This window comes from Acidovorax sp. sic0104 (assembly GCF_019219095.1).
In the GTDB taxonomy this organism is placed as follows: Bacteria; Pseudomonadota; Gammaproteobacteria; order Burkholderiales; family Burkholderiaceae_C; genus Acidovorax.
Map to the genome: position 1 here is coordinate 1 of NZ_JAHUWH010000007.1, position 14,320 is coordinate 14,320.

At 59.8% G+C, this 14,320-nt stretch carries 23 protein-coding genes; 22 read left to right on the forward strand and 1 reads right to left on the reverse strand.

The window, feature by feature from the left end; translation table 11 throughout:
• Positions 1–52 precede the first annotated feature (52 nt).
• The 13 genes from KW835_RS12580 (at position 53) to KW835_RS12640 (ending at position 8,231) form a co-directional block, all read left to right on the forward strand.
• The gene (locus tag KW835_RS12580) at positions 53–241 is read left to right on the forward strand and encodes a hypothetical protein (RefSeq protein ID WP_218382831.1); all 189 of its coding nucleotides are present in this window, start codon (positions 53–55) and stop codon (positions 239–241) included.
• A gap of 48 nt (positions 242–289) precedes the next feature.
• Positions 290–469: a hypothetical protein gene (locus tag KW835_RS12585; RefSeq protein WP_218382839.1), complete on the forward strand. Its 180-nt coding sequence runs from the start codon at positions 290–292 to the stop codon at positions 467–469.
• 2 nt (positions 470–471) lie between these two features.
• The gene (locus KW835_RS12590; RefSeq protein ID WP_218382841.1) at positions 472–1,113 is read left to right on the forward strand and encodes an ERCC4 domain-containing protein; all 642 of its coding nucleotides are present in this window, start codon (positions 472–474) and stop codon (positions 1,111–1,113) included.
• Positions 1,114–1,127: 14 nt separating this feature from the next.
• Positions 1,128–1,385 (forward strand): hypothetical protein, encoded by a 258-nt coding sequence (locus KW835_RS12595; protein WP_218382843.1) that lies wholly within the window; start codon positions 1,128–1,130, stop codon positions 1,383–1,385.
• A 39-nt stretch (positions 1,386–1,424) separates the two neighbouring features.
• Positions 1,425–1,784 (forward strand): hypothetical protein, encoded by a 360-nt coding sequence (locus tag KW835_RS12600; protein WP_218382845.1) that lies wholly within the window; start codon positions 1,425–1,427, stop codon positions 1,782–1,784.
• A gap of 1,053 nt (positions 1,785–2,837) precedes the next feature.
• Positions 2,838–3,731: a hypothetical protein gene (locus KW835_RS12605; RefSeq protein WP_218382846.1), complete on the forward strand. Its 894-nt coding sequence runs from the start codon at positions 2,838–2,840 to the stop codon at positions 3,729–3,731.
• 23 nt (positions 3,732–3,754) lie between these two features.
• On the forward strand, positions 3,755–4,237 hold the full coding sequence (locus KW835_RS12610) for a hypothetical protein (RefSeq protein ID WP_218382848.1): 483 nt from the start codon (positions 3,755–3,757) through the stop codon (positions 4,235–4,237).
• A gap of 94 nt (positions 4,238–4,331) precedes the next feature.
• Positions 4,332–4,937, forward strand: coding sequence for a hypothetical protein (locus tag KW835_RS12615; protein ID WP_218382850.1), 606 nt, complete (start codon positions 4,332–4,334; stop codon positions 4,935–4,937).
• Positions 4,938–4,947: 10 nt separating this feature from the next.
• The gene (locus tag KW835_RS12620; RefSeq protein WP_218382852.1) at positions 4,948–5,427 is read left to right on the forward strand and encodes a DUF2855 family protein; all 480 of its coding nucleotides are present in this window, start codon (positions 4,948–4,950) and stop codon (positions 5,425–5,427) included.
• A gap of 259 nt (positions 5,428–5,686) precedes the next feature.
• Positions 5,687–7,147, forward strand: a complete 1,461-nt coding sequence (locus KW835_RS12625; protein ID WP_218382854.1) for a DNA cytosine methyltransferase — start codon at positions 5,687–5,689, stop codon at positions 7,145–7,147.
• On the forward strand, positions 7,144–7,443 hold the full coding sequence (locus KW835_RS12630) for a hypothetical protein (RefSeq protein ID WP_218382856.1): 300 nt from the start codon (positions 7,144–7,146) through the stop codon (positions 7,441–7,443). The genes KW835_RS12625 and KW835_RS12630 overlap by 4 nt, the downstream gene beginning before the upstream one ends.
• A 91-nt stretch (positions 7,444–7,534) precedes the next feature.
• Entirely contained in the window at positions 7,535–7,765 is a 231-nt protein-coding gene (locus KW835_RS12635) for a hypothetical protein (RefSeq protein ID WP_218382858.1), read from the forward strand.
• Between the two features lie 256 nt (positions 7,766–8,021).
• Positions 8,022–8,231, forward strand: a complete 210-nt coding sequence (locus tag KW835_RS12640) for a hypothetical protein (RefSeq protein WP_218382860.1) — start codon at positions 8,022–8,024, stop codon at positions 8,229–8,231.
• Here KW835_RS12640 and KW835_RS12645 read toward each other — a convergent pair.
• On the reverse strand, positions 8,228–8,623 hold the full coding sequence (locus KW835_RS12645) for a hypothetical protein (protein WP_218382862.1): 396 nt from the start codon (positions 8,621–8,623) through the stop codon (positions 8,228–8,230). The genes KW835_RS12640 and KW835_RS12645 overlap by 4 nt on opposite strands.
• Between KW835_RS12645 and KW835_RS12650 the strand changes: the two genes are divergently transcribed.
• The 9 genes from KW835_RS12650 to KW835_RS12690 all read left to right on the forward strand — a co-directional run bounded on the left by KW835_RS12650 (position 8,622) and on the right by KW835_RS12690 (position 14,318).
• The gene (locus KW835_RS12650) at positions 8,622–8,909 is read left to right on the forward strand and encodes a hypothetical protein (RefSeq protein WP_218382868.1); all 288 of its coding nucleotides are present in this window, start codon (positions 8,622–8,624) and stop codon (positions 8,907–8,909) included. The two genes, KW835_RS12645 and KW835_RS12650, sit on opposite strands and share 2 nt — an antisense overlap.
• Before the next feature lie 75 nt (positions 8,910–8,984).
• Entirely contained in the window at positions 8,985–9,953 is a 969-nt protein-coding gene (locus tag KW835_RS12655; protein ID WP_218382871.1) for a hypothetical protein, read from the forward strand.
• Positions 9,954–10,070: 117 nt separating this feature from the next.
• A complete protein-coding gene (locus KW835_RS12660) occupies positions 10,071–10,385 on the forward strand; it encodes a hypothetical protein (RefSeq protein WP_218382873.1) in 315 nt (104 codons plus the stop codon).
• Positions 10,386–10,420: 35 nt separating this feature from the next.
• Complete coding sequence (locus KW835_RS12665) at positions 10,421–10,561, forward strand: hypothetical protein (RefSeq protein WP_218382874.1); 141 nt, start codon at positions 10,421–10,423, stop codon at positions 10,559–10,561.
• Positions 10,562–10,801: 240 nt separating this feature from the next.
• Complete coding sequence (locus tag KW835_RS12670; protein ID WP_218382876.1) at positions 10,802–11,233, forward strand: hypothetical protein; 432 nt, start codon at positions 10,802–10,804, stop codon at positions 11,231–11,233.
• Positions 11,234–11,283: 50 nt separating this feature from the next.
• Positions 11,284–11,562, forward strand: coding sequence for a hypothetical protein (locus tag KW835_RS12675; RefSeq protein WP_218382878.1), 279 nt, complete (start codon positions 11,284–11,286; stop codon positions 11,560–11,562).
• A gap of 290 nt (positions 11,563–11,852) precedes the next feature.
• Positions 11,853–12,086, forward strand: coding sequence for a hypothetical protein (locus KW835_RS12680; protein ID WP_218382880.1), 234 nt, complete (start codon positions 11,853–11,855; stop codon positions 12,084–12,086).
• A 178-nt stretch (positions 12,087–12,264) separates the two neighbouring features.
• Complete coding sequence (locus KW835_RS12685; RefSeq protein ID WP_218382885.1) at positions 12,265–12,933, forward strand: hypothetical protein; 669 nt, start codon at positions 12,265–12,267, stop codon at positions 12,931–12,933.
• Between the two features lie 347 nt (positions 12,934–13,280).
• Entirely contained in the window at positions 13,281–14,318 is a 1,038-nt protein-coding gene (locus KW835_RS12690; RefSeq protein WP_218382886.1) for a hypothetical protein, read from the forward strand.
• Positions 14,319–14,320 lie beyond the last annotated feature (2 nt).

Below are 14,320 nucleotides of genomic sequence, written 5' to 3' on the forward strand. Positions count from 1 at the left end.
GGCGTGCAGGTCAGGGTAGTACGCATCGGCCTACTTGCAAAGGAGCAATCCAGTGAAGATCAGAGTGGAAATCGAGGAGGCGGAGCTGGGGCGGCTGGAGCTGAGCCCAGACGATTTGGCCGCTGCAGTCCAGCGAGCGCTGGAAGGAGGGTTGGACCTCGACGGCGAGGGCATGCTCTACCTCAATGACGTCCGGGTTGAGGTGGAACCCGTAGGCGATGCTGCCGGGGTCCCCATCTAGTCGAGTCACGCTGGCCAGCGGCCGGTGCTTTCAATACAGGAGCAAAAAATGATTCTCGCCAAGAAGAACGGATGGCTGATTGCGGTTCGTGTCCTGCGCAAGACGCGCTACGGTTCGCACGTGCAGCCCATTGACAGTGCGCACCCCCAGTTTGTGTCCAAGCGCGACGCCGACAGCATGCTGTGCGAGAACGTAGCGACGGCAATGGCTTTCATCAACGGCAAGTAGCGATGGCAGAGTTCCAGATCACCGCCGATGTGCGCGAGGTGCGGTCCGGGGTTACGCAAGCACTCGACGCCAACCAGGTGGTGGAGGTCCACTACGCGGAGCTGCCCATCGGCGACTACCTCCTGGCGCCGCACGTCTGTGTCGAGCGGAAGGCTGCGCACGACTTCGTGGCCAGCATCTTCGACAAGCGGCTGTTCGGCCAGGTCGCGCAAATGAAGGCCACATTTGAGCGAAGCATCGTGCTTGTCGAAGGCGATGTTTTCGCGACACGATCCCAGATTGCTCCGGAAGCGCTGCGCGGCGCTTTGTCCTGGCTGGCCGTGATCGAGGGTGTCACTCTCATCCAGACCCGCAATTCCGTGGAAACAGCGGCCTTCATTGAGGTGATGGCAAGGCACGCGCAGGAAGGGCTGGGCTATGAGATTTCCATGCGAGGGTCCAAGCCTAAGGACTTTAAGGTGCTCGCGCAATACGCGGTGGAGGGGCTGTGTGGCCCGGCGACGGCTAAGAAGCTGCTCGCACACTTCGGTTCCGTGGAGAAGGTGTTCGCGGCTACAACCGACCAGCTGTGCGAGGTCAAGGGGGTTGGTCGTAAGACTGCGGAGCAGATTCGCGAACTCGTCACCTTCCCGGTGAACGGCTGAGCAAAAGGGTTTTCATGTCCACTGAATCGAGTCCCCAGCACAACCCGAACAACGAACGCCTGAAGGCTTTGGTTGCTGGCGCTGGGCTCACCCAGGCAGCGGCAATGACCGCATTCAACAAGGGGATCAAGGTGCGCCCGCTTTCCGAGTCGGCGTGGAAGGCGTATTTCTGCCAACCGGGGACTGCCCGCTACAGGAACTTCCGCGATGACCTGCTGGTGCATGCCGAAGCGGTGTTCGGCAAGCTGCAGAAACCTGAGGAGATGCGGTGAAGGTGATGGCGCAGGCAAGCGCGTTGGAGGAGGACCGCCATGGCATTTGAGGGGATTGGCGGCGGCCGTCGCTTGGTCATCATTGCTGCGACGGTTGTAGCCTTGCTGGCGGTGATGATGGTGATTGGGCAGGAGTCCGGAAAGGCGGCTGCAATGCGGAACGTCGCGCGCCTCGACGCCGACTTGGGTTTTTCGGTGATGGGATTGCCGCAGCCCGCCCGCGCGCTCGTCGCAATACTCGCCCTGGACTGCGATCTGGTTTCCAAGCCACCGGGTCGAATCGAAACCCTGGCGTGCCTGCGTTCGGCCGCGTCCTCACGTGCGGCCGATGATCAGATGTTGCCGAACGCCGCTGGCCGCCTCGAATCGGTGCTCTCTATCAAAACCGACCGAAAGTAGACCTTGAGCAGGTCGGGGGCTGGGGCTCTGCCGGCATTTCCGATACACTCCGAACCTGGAATGGTGGCAGTCTGCGATTGTGCATCACAACCCTTCACCCGGATGCCTCGGCTCCGGTGGATACCGGTAGCTGGCCGTACCGAAAGGTGAATCAGCATTCAAGGCGCCACCGCGCGCATTTCAACCCACCGGGGAGTCGATCCCCACGACGGGTTTTGCTCCTCGAATTCACTGAGGAGCACAACATGAACCAGCAGCGCACCCTTGGTGCCAGCCAAGAATCCCCGCCAGAGAGCTAGAAACGCGCCCAGAAGGGCGGGGAAACCGGTCCCAATGGGGAGTGGTACCCGGCAGGGTCCTTCATCGCTACAACGGACCTCCCAAAGCGGACCCAAGAGTGGCTGGCCAGGCGGTCGTGGGATCGGCCCGTGGCGGTTGAGCTGGCGACTCGAACAACTGGGGCGAAACTAGCCGCTCGGGAAATCGGCATGAGAGCCATTGCGGAGGCGGTCTCGGATGTCCTTGTCTACGGCGAGTCCATCAACGAGACCTACCTTGCCTACCTCCGGGCACGGGGGGCATGGCGCCTACGCCGACCAGTTGCTCGATTGGCTACGGCTGTACCGTTCAGGCGTTCGCAAGCTGAGCCTGTACGAGCACCCAGCGATCGCAAGGGTCGAGGACATCGTCCTTCTTGCGATAAGTGGACGAGCTATTCCAGATACCTTGTTGGAGAAGTTCGAGCCCAAGATTCGTACACACGTCCAAGCCATCGTTCAAGCCCGATCGCGCTAGCGCCACAGGCATCGAGCAGACAGCTATATAAGACAGCACGTACACCTCAATCGAGGGTGCTTGCCCAGCCCCCCCCCCTGTTGGGGCTCGGCAAGCATTCAAGCCCAGTGTCTACGACACGCGGCATGACGGCAGCTGGCCAGGTCATTGACCAACGCAGCATTCACCGTGTTCGCTAGAGCACATCAACTTTGACCCCCGGGGATTCACCATTCCTTCGGGGATGGTGGTCTCCTCATTTCAACAGGAACCATCGACATGAGTATCTATTCCTTCCCCGACCGTGGCCCGTGGGGCGACTCGAAGTATCGAGGCAACTGCTCCGGGCACGTGTACAAGGAGCTGTACGAGCAACTCAAGCCAGGCTCTGTATGTGATCCAATGATGGGATCGGGCACGTCCATCGAGGTGGCGCAGGAGATGAACATCAAGGCTTTTGGCTTGGACCTGAGGCTTGGTTTCGACATCCTCCGAGAGAGCATCGTTGAGCGCATCGGCCAAGAGGTAGAACTTTGTCTCTCTCATCCAGCGTACGGAGGCCAAATTAAATTCTCAGGGGAAGTTTGGGGCGACCCACACCCCAGCGATTTATCTCGCTGCAAAGATGACAACGACTTCCACGAGAAGCTCCACATCGCGATGCTGAATCAGCGGACCGCAACGGTCCCGGGCGGCATCTACGGCGCGATACTTGGTGATTGGCGCCGGAACGGCAAGTACACCTCCTACCAGGCCGAGTTGATCGCGCGGATGCCCAGCGATGAGCTGGCAGCAGTGTTGATCAAGGCTCAGCACAACACTACGAGTGCGCGGCGCAGCTATGGCGCCATGCGGTTTCCGTTCATATCCCATGAATACGTCCTGCTCTTCCAGAAGCCCAAGAAGGTGTTGTCGATGCTCACCGATCTTGCGTCCATGGCGCGGCAGCAAAGCACTCGACTGACGTCAACTTGGAAGGCCATCGTCCGCTCCGTGTTGATGGGCCTTGGAGGTTCGGCAAGTTTGTCAGAGATCTACGCCAAGGTCGCAGAGCACGCGCCTGACCGTCTCGCCGCCAACCCCAGTTGGCAGGCGAAGGTGCGTCAGACGCTCAACTCGAACTTGGACTGCTTCGCGCCCGTAGATCGTGGTGTGTGGAAGCTGGCCGCATGACAGGCTCAGCGCACTCAAGTGCTTTGAGCGCCTGGTTCGCCGGCAGCAAGGTAATTGACGACGATGGATCTCCGCTGGCGGTGTTCCATGGCACGCGCGAGCGCTTCTCGACTTTCAGCCGAGGGCGTTGGCCAGGCACCATCAACGATCTCGGGTTCTGGTTCGCGAGCGACCGGCAAACAGCCGCAGCGTTTGCGTCTCCTGAAGGCCATGTGATGGAGGTCTACCTCAAGATCCACCGACCCTTCTACATCGACTCCACTGCGGAGTTGGTGGAGGTTTGGCAGCAGGTCGCAAGGGGTGACGCTCGTTTGAGATACGGTGACAACGAAGCCATGCGTGCATGGCTTCGGTCTGGGGGCTTCGACGGCATCTCGATGTCGGCCAAGCTCATGGACGGTTTCGCCAACGGTGTGTATGTCGTGGCGCTGGAGCCCGAGCAGATCAAGAGTTCCACAGGCAACTGCGGGCTCTTCAACTCTCGGGACCCTGACATCAACGGCTAGTTGCCGCCAGGCCGCACAAGCGGCATTGTTCAACCCTGCCGGGGCTCCTGACCCCGGTGAGGGGAGGGCGCTCCGGCTTTTACCGGAGATGCACATGATCAATGAAATTTCGCACGTGAGGGTCACCTTCGCGTCGTTCGCCACAAGCATCCCTCCTGCGGACCAGTGGATTGCCTGGCACTACCGAAACCTGGACCGTGCATACGCAACGCTCGCATGCGAGCGCTCGGAGGATGGCACCGAAACGTGGCGCTGCATCGACACCTCACTGACTCGCGTGAACTCGGTCCTGTATGAAGCCTTCAAAAAGGGCGCTCTCTACGAGGCTGAGATTGGCGTGCGGTTGGTCCGTGGCCAGAAATTGTCTGCAGAGCGCTACTTGGGCTTTGTGGATGGGCTGCAAGGCCAGGACGTTTCTGGGCTCAGCGGGCGCGTGCTGGCCACTGCCAAGTTCCCAGCTGGGAACATGGCGCAAGTGGTTGGATACGACCGACACAGGTGGGACCATAGCCGATCGGCGATCGTCGAGACGGCGGAAGGTATCCAGGTGGATATACCCCTGGACACCGCCGAAGCGCTCGCATTCGTTGAAGTGGCGTGCGATCGCGTCGAACTATGCTACGAGCGCACTGCCGGCGTGATGGACGATGAGAACAATCGGCGAGCGCAGCCGCAGGAAACTGCAGAGCTGTTCGCCTGAGGAGAACCCCATGAGCATCACCATCTACCACGATGTTCGCGTGGTCAGCGTCGCTGCGGCTGCGCTGGATGCCTCGGATGCCCATCTAGGCCTGCTGGTACTGGTCGGAGATAGCAGAAGCGCGGCACGGCGCTGGGTTCTGCAGTTCTTCGCGCCTGAGCAAGCTCTGGTGGCATACGCGGTGGCGAGCAGCTGTTACTTCCGCAAGGGCGCAGCTGCCTGGAAGACGCATCGCCGGGACTCCGCTTTCGATGCCGCCAAGTGGATCACACGGGTGCGCAAAGCGATTGCCGGGGCAGAGGCGATCAACGAAGCGCTCCTCGACCGTACGCTGACCTCTTGCGGCAATTTGCTGCTTGAGGGGCGATTCGAGTTCGAGGGAAAAACGATCCGTGAGGCCTTGAAGGCTGCACGCGATCATGCATGCATTGACACAGGCGAGCCAAGCCACGGCTTCGTGCGTGTGTATGGCCCTGACGGGGTCAAATAGGGCTGCAGGCCGTCCACCAAAGAGTGGGCGGCCCGTCAGCTCCCAAGAGACCGAAAGGTGTCTTGGCTCAGGGCTCTCCGAGTCCTGCGCCAAGGTTCCTGCCGCAGTCGTAAGACCGCGCGCTTGATGCACCCAGCTGGGGTGCCTAAACACCAGCGTACCTCGGCACTAGCCGAACAACCCGCCTTTGGCGGTTTCATCAACCCGAACGGGGCCAATCCCCCGTGGGGTGCGGCTTCGTGTTTTTCAGGAGAGAAGCATGAAAGCATATGAAGCAGTAAAGCTCGGCGAACACCGAGGCAGTCCTCGCCTTTGGCTGCAGGGCATGAAAGCAAAGATCGCAGGGTTCCTGCCAGGCATGCGCTTCAACGTCCGCAAGGATCCCGAGAAGTTCATGCTGGTGCTGGAGCTGAGCGAACACGGTGACCGCGTAGTCTCGCGCAAGTTGCAGGGCGAGAAGGTCATCCCGATCATCGACATCAACTCCCACGAGACACTGTCGATGTTTGAAGGGTTCGACTCGCTTCGCATCACGATCGAAGAGGGCGGCATCACCCTGCAGCCTATGGCTGTGGAGATTGCAAAGAAGGAGCGACTGGCGCGCCTGAAGGCAAAGCTGCAGGCTGGCGAGCCACTTTCCGTAGGCTCTCTGGCCCACGGTGGCGGCGTCCTTTCGCATGCCCTGCACAGGGGCCTTGCGGACGGCGGTGTTGCGGCGCGCCTTGCGTTTGCCAACGATATTCGTGCAGACCTGTTGGAGCATGCTCACGAGCACAACTCGGCATGGGACGCAGGAACAATGCCGCTGGCCGCGCCAATGCAGGCTCTCGCTTTCGACGAGGCTGCTATGAGCAGGCTTCCGAAGGTTGAACTCGTGGAAGCTGGAAGTCCTTGCACGGCTTACTCACTTTCTGGACGGGCACGTCGCGGCGGGGGGCATCCAGAATCGCATCCGGACGTCGGCCATCTAGTAGTCGCGCTGATCAACATCATCGCCAAGGTCCAACCTGCGGCGGTGCTGTTCGAGAACGTCAAGCCATTTTCGACAACCGCTTCCATGTGCATCTTACGGACTTCCCTGCGGGAGTTTGGCTACGAGGTCCACGAGACGGTGCTGAAAGGGAATGACTTCAACGAGCTCGAAGCACGCGCGCGTCTTTGCATGGTTGCGGTGACTGAGGGGCTCGACATCGACCTCGCACAAATCACCATGCCGGAGCCCGTCGCTCGCACCATCAGTGAGGCCCTTGACCCGGTTGCGGCCGATGATCCGAGCTGGGATGAGATGGCATATCTGAAGCGCAAGCAGGAAAGCGATGCCGAGAAGGGACGATTGGGCCGGAAGGGGACAAACTTCAAGATGCAAATCTTGACCCCCGAGAACCCAGCTTGCCCAGTGATCGGCACGTCGTACTACAAGCGTCGCAGCACTGAACCGAAACTGGCCCACCCCACAAATCCGGCGCTGCTTCGGCAGTTCACTGTGGCGGAGCATTGCCGCATGAAGGGCGCACCGCTCGACCTGGTGGAAGGGCTAGGGGTGACCATGGGTCACCAACTGCTGGGGCAGAGCATCTGCTATGGCCCGTTCCGCGCAGTCGGGCGATTGATCGCTGACTCCCTTCAAGCCTTCAAGGCAGGTGCGGCGATCGCTAAGCGCCCCAGAGTTGAGCAGGCCCAGGGCGACCTGTTCTCCTACGATCTTGGGGTTCCCGCATGAGTCTCGCTGCAAATGAAGAGCGAGTGGGGAGCGTTCTGGCTTTGCTCGAACGCTACGAGGGTACTCCGCTGACGCGAATCGACGGGTTTTCCCTTTTGAAAGCAAGAACGTCGGGCACGCGAAAGCGGGGCATCTTCGTGATCGAGGGCAACTTGAACCGGGACGGCTTCAAGACTTGCCATGAGGAAGCTCGTGTCGCCGGGTTGGAACTGGACAAGCTGTACATCTACGGCCATCTGGGGCTCTACTCGGGGAGAATGATCGAGTTCACCAAATTCGAAGATCTGGGCCTGTAGGGCTCACAGTGCTCGCGCATCAGCGTCGAGCTTTCATCACCACCCCACGGGTCGCCCCGTGCGGGTGCCCGTGACTTTGCATGGAGGGACCATGTCCATTCGTACCCCTGTAGTCAAGGCCAACGCCAACGCTGTCGCTGAGCTGCTGATCCGAGCCGCTGCCCACCTGGGCAACCTCACGGAGGAGGAGCTGGCCCACGTCGAGCACACCACTGGATTGCCTTCGGCTATCCGAACGGCGTTCGGCTGCGCAAGCAAGCTGAGCGATACCGCTCAGGATTCGCTCAAGCGCAACCCACCCAAAGGGTTCGACCTCACCTGAAAAGGCATTTCGACCCCCGACCAGTATTGCCTGGTCTAACAACGGAACGCCCTTCGCTTCGCGCGAGGGGGCTTCCCAAAGGCTCTCATCTGTGGGATCCTTCGGGAAGTGATTTTTCAACCGCTGGTTTCCTCCATCGGTCGTCGCTCTAGCTGAAGAGTCTAAACACGCAGCAATCAAGCCTGGCGCACGCCAGAACTACCAACCCAATGGGCCAGAGCCCAGTGGGCCATGGCCTCAAACCGCAGGCCATGTCATGGAAACTGATTTCACCGGAGAATGGAATTTCTCCGATGTGCTCGCATATTGCAACCGCCTGAAGCAGACCGGGGAGATCAAGTCTTTCCTTGTCAGCTGCGAATCGGATCGCGGGCGGCTCATCCACGTAGAAAGCGACAGCGGCTGGAATCCGGAACCCCTCTTTGAGGAGTTCCCTGCAGAGTCGCTGGATCCGATTCCAAGTTAACTTTTTTCAACCCACGTCGGGCGCAACTTGCCCGAATGGGCCAGTAGCGCTCGTCGTCTTTCACCGAAAGGTAATACATGTGCGCTACTCGTTTCCCCCGTGATGCCGAGTACCGTGTCGCCGTCAATGGCGCCACGGTGCTCCAGGGTTCGCCCCACGACATCGGCTTGTTGTTCTTTAAACTGATCGGCATGCCCTTCGTGGGTAAGCCCAATGGGTCGGAGAGTCACGCGAAGTGGCTGGCCACCATGAACACGTCTCTCGTCTCGAAGCTTGGCCTTGGCCATGCCGTCGAGATGTTCAACCCTGAAGGTAAGTTGCTGGATGCTGGCGCCATTGGTGATTCCTTGGCGACTGCCCCCGTAGTCGAACCAGCGGAGTGTTGACGTCATGGAACTCGCAAATGAACCGCAAGCGGAACTCATCGTTGATGGCGTGCGCTTTGAGCTGGGGACTTCCACCACCATCGGGAAGCTTTTCGTGAAGCTGACTGGCGAGCACTTCCTCAGCGATGAGGACGCAGGCTCCAAGCTTGTGCAGTGGCTCGACATCCTGAGCATCGTGTCGCTGGTCAACCTGTCTGTCGGTCAGGCCATCCAAGTGAGAGACCACCTCGGTCAAATCACCCTGGAAAGCTACATCGGCCAGGCGGTGGCCATCGCAGAAGAGCAAGTCTGAATATTCATTTTTAACCGCCGTGGGCGCATCCCACGGTGGGGTGTGCTCATGGTCCTTTACTTCTAGGAGATAACCATGGCAAACGCTACCCCCATCCTTCGTTCGTTCAAGGCTCAAGCAGCCTCGGACCAGACCAACGTCAAGAAGGATGACGCATTCAAAATCCCCCCACAGGACCTGATGGAGGAGCCAGGCTTTAACGAGCGCGACTACAACGACCCGGACGTCATCGCCCAAATCGAAAAATTCGCGGCTGCCTTCATCGCTGGCGAGTTCATACCGCCTGTTATCGTGCGAATCGACCCCGCCACTGGAAATCGCTATGTCGTGGAGGGCCACCTTCGTCGCAAAGGCGCCCTGCTGGCCATCGAGCGCGGGTTCACCGTGAGCTACCTGATGTGCATTCCGTTCCGAGGGAACGATGCAGATCGTGTGGCCTGCATGATCAATAGCGCTGAGGGCCTGAAGCTGAATCCAGTCGGTATTGCGCGCGGCTACCTTCGTTTGCTGAACATGCTGCAGGACGTCGGCGCAGTTGCGAAGCGAGTGCATCGTACCAACCAACAGGTTGAGGCCATGCTGGTCCTCGCGGAAGCCAGCACGTCTGTGCAAAAGATGGTCTCCACGGGCCAGGTATCTGCGACAGCTGCCATCGAGCTGGTGCGACTGCACGGTGACCAGGCCGGGGAGCATCTCGAACAGCTGCTGGCGCAGGCCAAGGCGAGCGGTAAGTCGAAGGTGAAACCTTCGGCGTTCCGTGAGTGGGTGCCCCCGCGCAAGCAGTCGTCGGCAATCTACACGTCGTTGGGCGTGCTGGCTGCATCGCTGAAGTCGCAAGGCGTCCCTCACTCGATCCTCAATCCCGGCGAAGTCCTGAACACAGAGGCCCTCACGGGTCAGCTCGTCCAGGTCGATGCCGGCGCTCTGGCGCAACTCCTACAGGCTTTCCAGCAGGCGGAGCAGCTCAAAGCAAAACGGGAGGGTGGCGCCACCAGCCAAGAAGAATCGGGTGACAAACCCGACGCAGACCAAGTGCCTGCCTGACATCAAACCGTTCCCTTATGGGAATACCGCCGCGCGCACCTGGTGCTCGCTTTTTAACCCTAGCCGGGGAGTCTCCCTGGCGGGGGCGACTCCCGGCGAACTTTGAAGGAGAAACCTATGGTCCAAACCATCGGATTGATCCTGCTCTGCTCGCCTTTGGCGGTGCCTTTCGGACTCGGAGCCTTCTGGCTTCTGGGGACGTTGGTTCGCGCTTACGCGCGCTCCCGGCACGCTTGGCTGGCGTCTGTGCTGCTTCTGCCGCACATCGCCTCCAAGGTCCTGGATCGCATCGTCGATGCCTGCCTTGCAGGAAACCTACTGGATGCGGCGATGCTCTCGCTCCCTCTGGTATCCATTGTTGTAGCTCTCAAGCTGCTTCTGAACGTGCATGACAGTGCGCAGGATGATGGGCAGTCAAAGACGCTTCCTTGAAACGCCGGGGAGACCCGGTCCACTGAGGACACATCATGAATGCACTCATCACTGATCCCAACGCAATATGCCTCCTGACAATCAGCTTCGTGTTGATCGTCGGCCGAGCAGCAATGCGTCTTCAGGACAAGTTTGAGAAAGAGCGATCAGCAAAACGGCGCAAACCCTGCCCGTGATGCTGGAGGACTTTTCTGGCAATTGCCAGGGGGGTTCCTAAAGCCCCTGCGCTGGGGCTTTGGAAACCTCGCCGCCGAATGCGAGGACTTGTTCACGTGCACGCATACCGCGCGCACTGATTGGCAGCTGGCCACGCGGCATCGCGAAATCAGCACCTACCGCACATCCGTGCAAATCATCAACCTGCGGGTACTTCATGCCCGCTGAGGCATGAACTCCTGCGTTTCTTTGGAGAAATCATGTCCAACCAACCCAATGCCTTGCCCGCCACGGCTCCGGCAGTTGCCGGCAAGCAGCCGGTGTTTGTCCGCGCAATCGCGGATGCGCTTGAGCGCTACCTCGCCAAGGCCGAGACCAGCGTTCACTGGGTCTGCGCCTCCGGAGACGCCAACTCATGGCAACGTCCGGTTGCGACCTGGCCAGAGGAGGAATTCTTGCCCGTCGTCGCAGTGATGGACGGGGCGAACGAGGGGTCCCGCATCGAGGTGCTCTTTGAGCCGACGAGAAAAAGCGGCGTGTACAAGCCGCTGCTGCGAGTGAAAACTCTCAGTGGGATGCGGCGGGCCTTCGAGGAGGCCGTTCATGTTCACACCTTCCTCCGCGAACTCGACCTCGACGCCTTACGCGAGAAGAGCGACCTGCGTTCTAACGAACTGGCTGTTGCAGCCTAAATCAACTCTCGGGCCCCCTCGTGGCGGTCCGGATCGACTATAGGAATCCCATGTCAGAAGAGACCAAGACGCTTCCGCGCGTCATGAGCGCGACCGAGAGATGGTCCGCGAGGATAGTCGCAGCATCGCGCGCAGGTGTGATGGTGGGCTATGCAGATGTGGCTGAACGCGTGCTCAACGGGGGCACCGTTCCCGAAGACGTGGCCACCTCATTGTGTCGCGAGGCGGCAGCTCTGAATCACCGCTTGTGCGACGACGAAGGCGCTGTCCACGAGGCCAACGAAATACTGGCGGCCGTGCTCGATGAGTTCGGTTTGTCAGAGGTTTGAGGAGCCGCGATGCGAGCCAATACGGTGCTGCTTGCGCGAGCAGGCATCCAATCGGTCCAAGCGCGGTCGATCTCCGACGACGACGTCTGTTCGGGCTGCGCGCACTGCGCGTTCGAGCCCGGTTCATTGAGCACCTGCTCAGTGGGCTGGCCAGGATCGGTGGACGCAGACGGCTATGTTCAGGAGTGCAGCGCACTCCAGTCGGCGGAATAGCCGCAATTCACCCCCCCGGACGGGCAATCCCCTTCCGAGGTGGTTGCCCGCCCTTCACGTTTTTGAAGGATATTGACATGGCAATTGCCCCGACACCCCATTCGATACTCGCGCAGGCGCTCCAGGCACTGGAATTGGCCAGGGAGCGAGGTGATGAGCACCAGGCTACCTTCGCCCAGGCCCACATGGGCCTCAGAAGCGCGGTTGAGGAGATCGTCCAATACGACGGCAATCTCGACTGGCGCGAGATCTCGCCCACGGGCGACGACTACAACTGGCTGCTGCAGCGGCTCGGTTTCCACGGAGCTTAGTGCCCTTGGAAGGCCGATGCGGTGCAGTCGCACAGAGGCTATGAAGAATGACACCATTCCCATAGCCTCCAAATCTTCAATCAACTATAAGGCCCCTGACTCTCCTTTCGAGGAGATGACGGGGCCTTTTTCATTGGGGAATCATGCAGAGTTCATTTGCTGGTGATAGCATGCTTCGATGAGCATCAAACACCCTAAGATCCTGCCCGTCATTCATCACCTTAATGCGCGGACGACAAGAGAGCAGGCGGGGCTGGCGCTCGAATGTGGCGCCGATGGCGTGTTCGTTATCTCGCACCATGGCGACGATAAGGCAGTGATCGGGATGGCCCGGGAGCTGAAGGCGCTTCACCCCACGGCGAGCATCGGTATCAACTGCTTAGAGACGGACACGCTCCAGGCAGCAACTCTTGCCATCGAGGCGGGCTTGGACATGGTCTGGGCCGATTTTATGGGCGTGGATTCGGCAGGCCTGACCGAGCAGGGGTGGGCACTAAGTCGGCTTGCTGCCGAGCATCCAACCATCGGATTTTTCGCTTCCGTGGCATTCAAATATCGGCCGTTCGAGCCCGATCCCGTAGAAGCAGCGCTCAAGGCCAGGAACGCTGGTTTTATCCCCACCACGAGTGGGGCGGCGACCGGCGCGCCGCCCGAGTTGGGAAAGATCGCAGCTATGGGAATGGGGGGCTCGTTGGCCGTGGCCAGTGGCATGACACCTTCCAACGTCGGCGCCTTCGCGCATCACCTAACCCACATCCTTGTCGCAACCGGTGTTTCGGCGGACGAGCATCATTTCGACTACGAACTGTTGACTGTGTTCCTTGCGGCCGTGCGCGGCTCGCATTGAGTTATCCACAGTGAGTGCTTATAACTCGGCCGTATTAACGCGGCCGTCCCTCGCGGGCCGGCGCCAGAACACGTTATAGTCACATTGCGTAAAAATTAAGCGCCGCCCGCCAAACGGGCAGCACAACGCCGCGTCATTGGAGCTTTCGTTCTAGGGAATGAACATTTATATTACATGATCTGCCAAAGGCGTAAATCTTATCCTGTCTCCATTTGAGGGGCTGACGATTGCCATAACAAAGATGGACGATTGGATAACAAACCTGGATCAAGAATGGCATTTGCCTTGGTGACAAGGTCGCCATATGCCTACATAATCGGGCTCCATTCCTCCAGGAATGACCATCCATGCTTCATCCCATTCATCCCTCCGTTCAAGAACCGCGCCCGGAAGAGGCCGGCCTGCTGGATTCCTGGCTCGCTGCGCGCGCGGCTTCCGACATGGATGTGATCAGGGACCGCGAGACCTACGACCATATGTGGAGCACCTGGTGCGGTTACCTTCACGACACGGGCCAAAAGAGGGGGGGTAAGCAACCCATTCGCTGGTTCGATGTGACGCCCGAGATCGCTAAACATTTCCTTGACAACGGGCCAGTGAATCGCAAAGTCAGGATTGAGGCCTCCAAGAGCCAAACGACCAAATATCGTTACTGGCGGCTGCTTGATCGCATTTACAACTTCGCGAAGGCGAAGAGATGGATAGATGCCAATCCCTTGGCTGGGATCGAGGAAGGCGATCGGCCGCTGCACAAGGACACCGAAGGAAGCACTCTGGATCCCAAGGTGTGGGCCGCCGCCGAGCGATTGCTGGCGAAGCCGGAGAAGTTCGACGCGGTGTCGGTCCGGAACAGAGCCATCCTGCAATTGCTTTTCGCGCTCGGTCTTGCGCCGCTAGAAATCAGGGGGATGCAACTGACCACACTCGTCTTCGAGGCCGTGCGAGGCGAGGGCAAGCGGGTCGTCGCGGTGCAGACAGATGGACCCGGAACTCTACGACCACGCAGGCTGCCGCTACGGTCGTGTCAGGCGGAGGTGGTGGAGGAGTGGCTGAAGGTGCGCCCCCTCATCGCAACCGAGGCCTCGGGCGAACTGCTGTTCTGCACCCCGAAAGGCCCCGTCAGTTCCGTGAGCCTCTTTCTCCTGGTACAGAGCTTTTTGACAAAAGCCAGCGAAGAAGCGGGACGCCCTGAGCCAGCGCAGAGCGGGCCACAGACCATTCGAAACTCGCTGTTGGCTCGCCTACTAAATAGCGGTGAGCACTCGGCCGTCTGGGTGGCCACCTTTGCGGGCCTGAAAAACGCGAAAGGGCTTGACCATCTGTTGCACGTATTCAATGAGCCCGCGAAGCTGTCGTGGCAGAAGGCTAGGGCGGGGCGCGAGTAGCT